8 protein-coding genes are annotated in these 10,001 nt (G+C 57.6%); 6 read left to right on the forward strand and 2 right to left on the reverse strand.

The window, feature by feature from the left end:
* The first annotated feature begins 82 nt into the window (after positions 1 to 82).
* Positions 83 to 1,567 carry a 4-hydroxy-3-polyprenylbenzoate decarboxylase gene (ubiD, locus tag AC2CF9_RS12565; protein ID WP_039381814.1) on the forward strand — a complete coding sequence of 495 codons (1,485 nt, stop codon included), beginning with the start codon at positions 83 to 85 and terminating at the stop codon, positions 1,565 to 1,567.
* Positions 1,568 to 1,598: 31 nt separating this feature from the next.
* Complete coding sequence (fre, locus tag AC2CF9_RS12570) at positions 1,599 to 2,300, forward strand: NAD(P)H-flavin reductase (protein WP_150017894.1); 702 nt, start codon at positions 1,599 to 1,601, stop codon at positions 2,298 to 2,300.
* Between the two features lie 62 nt (positions 2,301 to 2,362).
* Here fre and fadA read toward each other — a convergent pair whose 3' ends face one another.
* Positions 2,363 to 3,526: an acetyl-CoA C-acyltransferase FadA gene (fadA, locus tag AC2CF9_RS12575; RefSeq protein ID WP_484557152.1), complete on the reverse strand. Its 1,164-nt coding sequence runs from the start codon at positions 3,524 to 3,526 to the stop codon at positions 2,363 to 2,365.
* 9 nt (positions 3,527 to 3,535) lie between these two features.
* Positions 3,536 to 5,719: a fatty acid oxidation complex subunit alpha FadB gene (gene fadB, locus AC2CF9_RS12580; RefSeq protein WP_484557153.1), complete on the reverse strand. Its 2,184-nt coding sequence runs from the start codon at positions 5,717 to 5,719 to the stop codon at positions 3,536 to 3,538.
* A 186-nt stretch (positions 5,720 to 5,905) separates the two neighbouring features.
* Between fadB and pepQ the strand changes: the two genes are divergently transcribed.
* Genes pepQ through hemG form a run of 4 tightly spaced genes read left to right on the forward strand, consistent with a single transcriptional unit; the run spans position 5,906 to position 9,878 of the window.
* Positions 5,906 to 7,237, forward strand: coding sequence for a Xaa-Pro dipeptidase (gene pepQ, locus AC2CF9_RS12585; protein ID WP_484557154.1), 1,332 nt, complete (start codon positions 5,906 to 5,908; stop codon positions 7,235 to 7,237).
* Entirely contained in the window at positions 7,237 to 7,854 is a 618-nt protein-coding gene (locus tag AC2CF9_RS12590; protein WP_150017898.1) for an IMPACT family protein, read from the forward strand. The genes pepQ and AC2CF9_RS12590 overlap by 1 nt, the downstream gene beginning before the upstream one ends.
* A 17-nt stretch (positions 7,855 to 7,871) precedes the next feature.
* Positions 7,872 to 9,323 carry a Trk system potassium transporter TrkH gene (gene trkH / locus AC2CF9_RS12595; protein ID WP_065647777.1) on the forward strand — a complete coding sequence of 484 codons (1,452 nt, stop codon included), beginning with the start codon at positions 7,872 to 7,874 and terminating at the stop codon, positions 9,321 to 9,323.
* Positions 9,324 to 9,341: 18 nt separating this feature from the next.
* Entirely contained in the window at positions 9,342 to 9,878 is a 537-nt protein-coding gene (hemG, locus tag AC2CF9_RS12600) for a menaquinone-dependent protoporphyrinogen IX dehydrogenase (protein WP_484557155.1), read from the forward strand.
* Positions 9,879 to 10,001 lie beyond the last annotated feature (123 nt).

The raw sequence follows: 10,001 nt of genomic DNA on the forward strand, positions 1-10,001 counted from the left end.
AGGGCGCATCTGTATCAGACTGCCAGACCATTACGGATCTGCACGATTTCCCGATTCACTCTGGCCGGAAAACTGAAGCCACATGAAATACCAGGACTTACGAGATTTTCTTTCGCTGCTGGAACAGCGTGGCGAGCTCAAGCGCATCACTCAGGAGATTGATCCTGAACTGGAGATGACCGAAATCGCCGACCGCACGCTGCGTGCCGGCGGCCCGGCGCTGCTGTTTGAAAACCCCAAAGGGTATGACATGCCGGTGCTGTGTAACCTGTTTGGCACGCCAAAGCGCGTGGCGATGGGTATGGGGCAGGAGGAGGTCAGCGCGCTGCGCGACGTCGGTAAGCTGCTGGCGTTTCTGAAGGAGCCGGAGCCGCCCAAAGGTTTCCGCGATCTCTTTGACAAAATGCCGCAGTTTAAGCAGGTGCTGAATATGCCAACAAAGCGTCTGCGCAATGCTCCCTGTCAGGAAGAGATCTTCAGCGGCGATGAGGTTGATTTGTCGCGTATTCCGGTGATGAAGTGCTGGCCTGGCGATGCGGCACCGCTGATTACCTGGGGACTGACCGTTTCACGCGGACCGCATAAAGAGCGACAGAACCTGGGGATCTACCGCCAGCAGGTTATCGGCAAAAACCGGCTGATTATGCGCTGGCTGTCGCACCGCGGCGGCGCGCTCGATTTTCAGGAGTGGTGCAAAGCCCATCCCGGCGAACGCTTTCCGGTTGCGGTAGCGCTGGGTGCCGATCCCGCCACCATACTGGGCGCGGTCACGCCGGTGCCGGATACGCTCTCGGAGTACGCCTTCGCCGGCCTGCTGCGCGGCAATAAAACCGAAGTGGTAAAATGCGTCTCCTGCGATCTGGAAGTGCCTGCCAGCGCGGAGATTGTGCTGGAAGGCTACATTGAACCAGGCGACATGGCGCCGGAAGGCCCCTATGGCGACCATACCGGTTACTATAATGAAGTAGACAGCTTTCCGGTCTTTACCGTTACGCACGTTACGCAGCGGCGTAAACCGATCTATCATTCCACCTATACCGGTCGTCCACCCGATGAGCCTGCGGTGCTGGGAGTGGCACTGAATGAAGTGCTGGTGCCAATCTTAATCAAGCAGTTTCCGGAGATTGTCGATTTTTATCTGCCGCCTGAAGGCTGCTCCTATCGCCTGGCGGTAGTGACGATCAAAAAACAGTATGCAGGACATGCCAAGCGGGTGATGTTTGGCGTCTGGTCATTTCTGCGTCAGTTTATGTACACCAAATTTGTTATTGTGTGTGACGATGACGTAAACGCGCGCGACTGGAATGATGTGATTTGGGCGATTACCACCCGCATGGACCCGGCGCGCGATACCGTACTGGTAGAGAATACGCCGATCGATTACCTCGACTTTGCTTCACCGGTCTCGGGGCTGGGCTCCAAAATGGGGCTGGATGCCACCAATAAATGGCCGGGTGAAACGCAGCGCGAGTGGGGCACGCCGATCGTCAAAGATCCGGCAGTCACCGCGCGTATTGATGCAATCTGGGATGAGTTAGCAATCTTTGCCGAACCGCCGCAGCGCTGACGGCAGCAGAGAACCATAAGAAAGGGCAATTATGACGACGTTAAGCTGCAAAGTGACTTCGGTTGAGGCGATTACCGAGACCGTATATCGCGTGCGCCTGATCCCGGAAGCGGAATTTAGCTTTCGCGCCGGTCAGTATCTGATGGTGGTAATGGATGAGCGCGACAAGCGTCCTTTCTCCATTGCCTCAACGCCAATGGAGAAAGAGATTATTGAGCTGCACATTGGCGCATCCGATCTCAATCTTTACGCTATGGCAGTGATGGATCGCATCAGAAGCGACCGGCAGGTAACGATTGATATGCCGCATGGTGATGCGTGGCTGCGGGAAGAGAGCGAGCGCCCGGTGATTCTGATCGCCGGCGGCACCGGCTTTTCCTACGCGCGTTCACTGCTGCTGACCGCGCTGGCGCAGCAGCCCGATCGCGACATCGCCATTTACTGGGGCGGACGCGAACTGCAGCACCTCTACGATATGGATGAGCTGGAAGCGCTGGCGGTGAAACACCCGAATCTCAGGGTAATTCCGGTGGTTGAGCAGCCTGCAGATGGCTGGCAGGGGCGCAGCGGTACGGTACTGACCGCCGTTATGCAGGATCATGCCGATCTGAGCGGCCATGATATCTATATCGCCGGACGCTTTGAGATGGCAAAAATTGCCCGTGAGCGCTTCTGCAGCGAGCGCGGCGCGCTGGAAGCGCAGATGTATGGCGATGCCTTTGCGTTTATTTGAGGCGCAGCCGTAAAAAACCCGCCCGTAAGGGCGGGAACACGTGCGATTCACAGGTCTCTGTTTTAGATACGTTCAAATACGGTGGCGATGCCCTGACCCAGGCCGATACACATGGTGGCCAGGCCAAACTGCACGTCATGTTGTGTCATCTGGTTAAGCAGGGTGGTGCTGATGCGCGCGCCGGAACAGCCCAGCGGATGCCCCAGCGCAATCGCGCCGCCGTTCAGGTTTACTTTCTCATCCATCTGCGGCATAAGCCCTAAATCTTTAATGCAGGGCAGGGTTTGTGCCGCAAAAGCCTCATTAAGTTCAAACAGTCCGATATCCGCTACGCTGAGTCCGGCACGCTTCAGCGCCATGTTGCTGGCGGGAACCGGGCCGTATCCCATAACTGAAGGATCGCAGCCGGTTACCGCCATACTGCGGATACGCGCACGCGGCGTGATGCCCAGTTCGCGGGCGCGGCTTTCACTCATGATTAGCATGGCGGCAGCGCCGTCAGAGAGCGCGGATGAACTGCCGGCGGTCACCGTACCGCTAACCGGATCAAACGCCGGCCGCAGCGCGGCCAGACCCTCCAGGCTGGTCTCCGGACGGATGACCTCATCACTCTCATAGCGCTTCAGCACGCCATCGGCGTCGTGCCCCCAGGTGGGAATAATTTCGCGGGCAAAATCGCCGCGCTGCGTCGCCGCCCAGGCGCGCTGATGCGAACGGAAAGCAAAGGCATCCTGCTGTTCGCGGCTGATATGGTGCATGCGCGCCAGCATTTCCGCTGTCAGGCCCATCATGCCGGCGGCTTTTGCCACGGTCCGGCTCAGGCCGGGATGGAAATCAACGCCGTGGCTCATCGGGACATGACCCATATGCTCAACGCCGCCAATCAGGCAGGTCTGCGCATCTCCGGTCATAATGGCCCGGGCAGCGTCATGCAGCGCCTGCATAGATGAACCGCAGAGGCGATTCACCGTGCTGGCGGGCACGCGGTGCGGAATTTCCGCCAGCAGCGCCGCATTACGCGCAATATTAAATCCCTGCTCCAGCGTCTGCTGCACGCAGCCCCAGATGATATCGTCCAGCGAAGCGGGATCGATTGCCGGGTTGCGACTCAGCAACTCCCGCATCAGATGTGCTGAGAGATCTTCCGCCCGCACCTGACGAAAGGCGCCGCCTTTAGATCGGCCCATGGGCGTGCGTGCGGCATCAATAATGACGACATTTTCCATCTCTGTTCCTCAGGCGCGCTGCAGCGACGCTTCATCAATAGGTTGAACGGCGGGATACCAGCTCTGATGCGCGTGCGCACGCTGCACCAGCGCTTCCGGCAGCGTATAAAGCGGGCCGAGATGCGCGTAGCGTCTGGCCTGGTCGACCACGTTGCTGTTATCGAGCGTATCGAGATAGCGGAAAGCGCCGCCGCGGAACGGCGGGAAGCCAAGGCCATAGACCAGCGCCATATCGGCTTCTGCCGGTGAGGCGATAATCTTCTCTTCCAGGCAGCGCACGACTTCATGCAGCATCGGCAGCATCATGCGATTAATAATCTCTTCATCGCTGAACGCACGCGCGGGTTCGCTGACGCTGCTCAGAAGCTTACCGGCGTCAGGATCCGGTATTTTCTGCGCTTTGCCTTTTTTATCCTGTTCCCAGCGATAGAAGCCGAGGCCGTTTTTCTGCCCAAACCGGCCCGCATCAAACAGGACATCGATGGCGTCACGATAAGTTTTCTGCATGCGCGCCGGAAAGCCCTGCGCCATGACCTGCTGCGCGTGATGGGCGGTATCGATACCAACCACATCCAGCAGCCACGCCGGTCCCATTGGCCAGCCAAACTGCTGCTCCATGACGTTATCAATCTGGCGATAATCCGCGCCGTCGCGCAGCAGCAGGCTGAAAGCCGCAAAATAGGGGAACAGTACCCGGTTAACAAAGAAACCGGGACAGTCGTTAACCACGACCGCTGTTTTTCCCATTTTGCTAGCCCATGCCACCACCTTGCTGATGGTCGCCTCTGAGGTCTGTTCGCCGCGGATCACTTCCACCAGCGGCATGCGCGGTACCGGATTGAAAAAGTGCATACCGCAGAAATTTTGCGGACGCTGCAGCGCTTTCGCCAGTTCGCTAATCGGAATGGTTGAGGTGTTGGAGGCGAGAATGGCATCGTCCCGCAGCTGCTGTTCAGTCTCAGCGAGCACTTTCGCTTTGACCGCCGGGTTCTCTACTACCGCCTCTACCACCACATCAGCGCGACGGAAACCGCTATACTCCAGCACCGGCTGGATAGTCGTCAGCACGGCAGCGAGTTTCGCGCCATCAATTTTGCCGCGCGCCAGCTGTTTATTCAGTAGCTTGCTGGCTTCATTCATACCCAGCGTCAGCGCTTTTTCACTGATATCTTTCAGGATAACCGGTACGCCTTTCCACGCCGACTGCCAGGCAATCCCGCCCCCCATGATGCCGGCACCCAGCACGGCTGCCTGCTGCGGCAGCTCTGCGCGGGCGCTATGTTTTTTTGCCAGGCTTTTGACGTATTGATCGTTGAGGAAAATGCCGACCAGCGCGCGGGCAGCATCGCTCTGTGCCAGCGGCACAAACGCAGCCGTTTCAAGCTTAAGCGCATCATCGCGCGTCAGCCCGGCGGCAGCTTCAATTGTTTTCACCGCTGTCAGCGGAGCTGGATAGTGTTTACCTGCCGTCTGCAGCACCATGCTTTTCGCCAGCGTAAAGCTCATCGCGGCTTCAACCGGACTCAGTTTCAGCGGCGCCAGCTTCGGCGCCCGGCGTGCCTGCCAGCTCTGCTGGGTAATGGCGTCGTGCAGCATAGTGAGCGCGGCGCTACGCAGTTTGTCGCGGCTGACCACGGCATCGACCAGACCCAGCTTCAGCGCGCTTAATCCATCCACATCTTTGCCGGCGGCAATGATCTCCAGCGCGCTGTCGGCTCCCAGCAGGCGCGGCAAACGCACGCTACCGCCAAAGCCTGGCATGATGCCGAGCCGGGTTTCCGGCAGGCCAATACGCGTTTCCGGCGTCGCGACGCGCAGATCGGTTGCCAGCACACACTCGCAGCCACCTCCCAGCGCATAGCCATCAATGGCGGCAATGGTCGGCACCGGCAGATCTTCCAGCCGGTTAAAAATGCTGTTAGCAAAGGTCAGCCACGCGCTCAGTTTCTCTTCAGGGGCATCAAACAGTGAAAGAAACTCGGTGATATCCGCGCCGACGATAAAAGCGGGTTTGGCGGAGCTTAACAGCAGACCGCGCAGACCGGGCTGCTGCTGCAGTACATTCAGCGCCTCTCCCAGGCTGGCGACGGTTTTAATATCAAGTTTATTGACCGAGCCGGGAGCATCGAAAACCAGCTCGGCAACGCCGTCTTCGAGCCAGTGTAATGAAAGGGTATCGCCTTGGTAGAGCATATCCGTCTCCTGAAACCGCGAAAAGTGATCTGGTCATACCAGATGAACAGGAGTGTGAGCGGCCTGCCCCTCTTTTGCAAACGGCAGTGTGCTTATTTGATACCGCGATCACAGGCTGGCTGGCGCGCCAATAGCGGCGCGGCTATGCTACACTGCGGCCACTTTCGCGACATCGGAGACTCGTTCATGGATTCACTGAAAACACTGTATCAGGCGCATATCAAAACGCTGCAGCAGCGGGCGCAACAGATTCTGGCGCGCGGCAAACTGGATGCGCTGCTGATCCACTCCGGCGAGCTGCAGACCGTTTTTCTCGATGATCACACCTATCCGTTTAAAGTGAATCCGCAGTTCAAAGCCTGGGTGCCGGTCACGCAGGTGCCGAACTGCTGGCTGTGGGTCGACGGCAGCAATAAACCTAAACTCTGGTTCTATTCACCTGTCGACTACTGGCATAACGTTGAGCCGCTGCCGGAGAGCTTCTGGACCGGAGATGTTGATGTCATCGGGCTGAAAAATGCAGATGAGATTGCACAGCTGCTGCCCGCATCGCGTGAGAACGTCGCCTACATTGGCCCGGTACCGGAACGTGCTGCGCAGCTGGGCTTCAGCAGCGCGCAGATCAACCCGCAGGCGGTCATCGATTTCCTGCATTATCATCGCAGTATCAAAACGGATTATGAGCTCGCCTGCCTGCGTCAGGCGCAGAAGCTGGCGGTTGCTGGCCATCGCGCAGCGAAAGAGGCGTTTTTCTCCGGCATGAGCGAGTTCGATATTAACCTCGCCTATCTTACCGCTACCGGGCACCGGGATACGGATGTGCCGTATGGCAATATTGTGGCGCTGAACGAACATGCAGCCGTGCTGCACTATACCCGGCTCGATCACCAGCCGCCGGCCAAACGTCACAGCTTCCTGATTGACGCCGGCGCTGAGTACGCAGGATATGCAGCAGATTTAACCCGCAGCTATGCAGCGCAAAGCAAAACGCGCTATGCCGAGCTGGTGGAGGCAATGAATAAAGAGGAGCTGGCGCTGATCGCCACGCTGAAAGCGGGCGTACGCTATACCGATTATCATCTGCAGATGCACCAGCGCATTGCGCGTTTGCTGCTGAAATTTGGTCTGGTAAAAGGCCTGACGGAAGAGGCGCTGGTGGCAGAAAATCTCACCGGACCTTTCATGCCGCACGGCCTGGGTCATCCTCTTGGGCTGCAGGTACACGATGTGGCCGGTTTTATGCAGGACGATCGCGGTACGCACCTGGCTGCGCCGGCGCAATATCCCTATCTGCGCTGCACCCGGGTGCTGGAGCCCGGCATGGTACTGACCATCGAGCCGGGCTTCTATATTATCGATTCGCTGCTGGCGCCGCTGCGCGGGGGCAAGTACAGCCAGCACTTTGACTGGCAGGCGATTGATGCGCTGAAGCCGTATGGCGGAATCCGCATTGAAGATAATGTGGTCATCCACCCTAATCGCATTGAGAACATGACGCGCGACCTGCACCTGGCCTGATGGACGCTTATGATATTCCGGCTGAGGCGGTAAGCAGCAGCGAAGAGACGATCAAAAAAAGCCGCTTTATCACTCTGCTGGCGCATACGCCGGGTGCTGAAGCGGCGCGAGCGTTTGTGCAGCGGGTCAAAAGCGAGCATCCTGCTGCGCGACATCACTGCTGGGCCTGGGTTGCCGGTGCTCCGGACGATTCACAGCAGCTGGGCTTCTCCGACGATGGCGAACCCTCCGGCACGGCAGGTAAGCCGATGCTGGCGCAGCTGATGGGGAGCGGCCTTGGTGAGATCACTGCCGTAGTCGTACGCTATTATGGCGGCATCATGCTGGGGACCGGCGGGCTGGTCAAAGCTTACGGCGGCGGGGTGCAGCAGGGGCTGAAACAGCTGCCGCGTCAGCGCAAAGTGCCGATGCAATCCTTTATGCTGCGCTGTGATTATGCACAGATGAGCGATATAGAACGCCTGCTGCAGCGTTTTGACGGCATTACTGAAGAGAGCCGCTATGAAGATTGCATCACGCTGCGCATTGCGCTGCCTCATGCGCAGATAGCGGCCTTTACGCAAAACCTCTCTGACTACAGCCGGGGTGCGCTAGCGCTGCTCCCGCTGGATAACTGAACAAAGGACACGGCTGAATGCACTTCCGCGCCATTACCCGCATTGTGGGTCTGCTGGTTATTTTATTCTCGGTAACCATGATTGTACCGGGTTTAGTGGCGCTGATTTATCGCGACGGTGCCGGCCGCGCCTTCAGTCAGACGTTCCTGATGGCGATTGTCATTGGTTCGCTGCTCTGGTGGCCCAACCGCAAACAGAAGACCGAACTTAAACCGCGCGAAGGCTTTCTGATTGTGGTGCTGTTCTGGACGGTACTGGGCAGCGTCGGTGCGATGCCGTTTATCTTTGCCGAGCAGCCTCACCTCTCCGCGACCGATGCCTTTTTCGAATCCTTTTCCGGCCTGACGACGACGGGTGCAACGACGCTGGTGGGACTCGACTCGCTGCCGAAAGCGATTCTGTTTTACCGGCAGATGCTGCAGTGGCTGGGCGGTATGGGGATTATCGTGCTGGCCGTTGCCATACTGCCGATTCTGGGCGTCGGCGGCATGCAGCTCTATCGCGCCGAAATGCCCGGGCCGCTGAAGGATAACAAGATGCGGCCGCGCATTGCAGAGACAGCAAAAACGCTGTGGCTGATTTATGTTGTGCTGACCATCGCCTGCGCGCTGGCCCTGTGGCTGGCCGGCATGCCGATGTTTGACGCTATCGGGCACAGCTTCTCTACCATCGCTATTGGCGGTTTCTCCACGCACGACGCCAGCATCGGCTATTTTAACAGCCCGACAATCAACACGATTGTTGCGGTTTTTCTGCTGATTTCCGGCTGTAACTACGGCCTGCACTTTTCACTGCTGAGCGGGCGTAACCTGAAGGTTTACTGGCGCGATCCTGAATTCCGGATGTTTATTGGCGTGCAGTTTACGCTGGTGGTGATCTGCACGCTGGTGCTCTGGCTGCACAATGTTTATGACAGCGGCTGGCAAACGCTGAATCAGGCTTTTTTCCAGGTAGTGTCATGGGCAACCACGGCGGGCTTCACCACAGATAGCATTGCACGCTGGCCGCTGTTCCTGCCGGTGCTGCTGCTCTGCTCAGCATTTATCGGTGGTATGGCAGGCTCAACCGGGGGCGGCCTGAAGGTTATTCGTATTCTGCTATTGTTCAAGCAGGGTTCGCGTGAGCTAAAACGTCTGGTGCACCCTAATGCGGTTTACACCATCAAGCTTGGCAACCGGGCGCTGCCGGAGCGTATTCTGGAAGCGGTATGGGGTTTCTTCTCCGCCTATGCGCTGGTGTTTCTGCTCAGCATGCTGGCCATTATCGCGACCGGCGTTGATGACTTCTCCGCGTTTGCTGCCGTTGCGGCAACGCTGAACAACCTTGGGCCGGGGCTGGGTGTAGTCGCAGACAACTTCACAACCATGAATGATGTGGCGAAATGGATATTGATCCTGACGATGCTGTTCGGGCGTCTTGAGGTCTTTACGCTGCTGGTGCTGTTCACGCCGACTTTCTGGCGTGAATAAGAGAAACAGGAACCTGTAATGAAAGCATTAATACTTTATTCCACCCGCGACGGACAAACCCGCGAAATTGCAGCGCGTATTGCTCAGACTCTGGTACCGCAGCAGTTATGTGATGTGCAGGATCTGGCAGAGACGAGACAGATTGACTGGTCGCAGTACGATCGCATACTGATAGGCGCCTCGATTCGCTATGGCCATTTTGATGCGGCGCTGATGAAGTTTGTCACGCAGCACCGGCAGTCGCTGCAGCAGCGGGTAAGCGGATTCTTTAGCGTGAATCTGACGGCGCGCAAAGCTGACAAGCGCTCCCCGCAAACCAATGCCTATACCCGCAAATTTCTTGAGCAGTCACCGTGGCAGCCCGACTGCTGCGCTGTGTTTGCCGGTGCGTTACGTTATCCGCGCTATCGCTGGTTTGATCGGGTAATGATTCAGTTAATTATGCGCATGACCGGTGGCGAAACTGATACCTCTAAAGAAGTTGAGTATACCGACTGGTCTGCAGTAAGCAGATTTGCGCATGAATTTGCGCAGTTACCAGGCAAATCGTTGTGAAATAGAGCGTTGTGGCGAAAAATAGCGCGAACGATTCTTTTTTTGTATTTAACGCTTGTCAGCCCGGAAGAACTCCCTATAATGCGCCTCCATCGACACGGCACACCGGCTTACGGAAAACGG

It is taken from the genome of Pantoea sp. SYBGC1 (assembly GCF_057197005.1).

Excerpts from the sequence above, each read along its gene's own strand:
- ubiD (WP_039381814.1), top strand. The coding sequence starts at position 83 with ATGAAATACCAGGACTTACGAGATTTTCTTTCGCTGCTGGAACAGCGT.
- fre (WP_150017894.1), top strand. The coding sequence starts at position 1,599 with ATGACGACGTTAAGCTGCAAAGTGACTTCGGTTGAGGCGATTACCGAG.
- fadA (WP_484557152.1), bottom strand. The coding sequence starts at position 3,526 with ATGGAAAATGTCGTCATTATTGATGCCGCACGCACGCCCATGGGCCGA.
- fadB (WP_484557153.1), bottom strand. The coding sequence starts at position 5,719 with ATGCTCTACCAAGGCGATACCCTTTCATTACACTGGCTCGAAGACGGC.
- pepQ (WP_484557154.1), top strand. The coding sequence starts at position 5,906 with ATGGATTCACTGAAAACACTGTATCAGGCGCATATCAAAACGCTGCAG.
- AC2CF9_RS12590 (WP_150017898.1), top strand. The coding sequence starts at position 7,237 with ATGGACGCTTATGATATTCCGGCTGAGGCGGTAAGCAGCAGCGAAGAG.
- trkH (WP_065647777.1), top strand. The coding sequence starts at position 7,872 with ATGCACTTCCGCGCCATTACCCGCATTGTGGGTCTGCTGGTTATTTTA.
- hemG (WP_484557155.1), top strand. The coding sequence starts at position 9,342 with ATGAAAGCATTAATACTTTATTCCACCCGCGACGGACAAACCCGCGAA.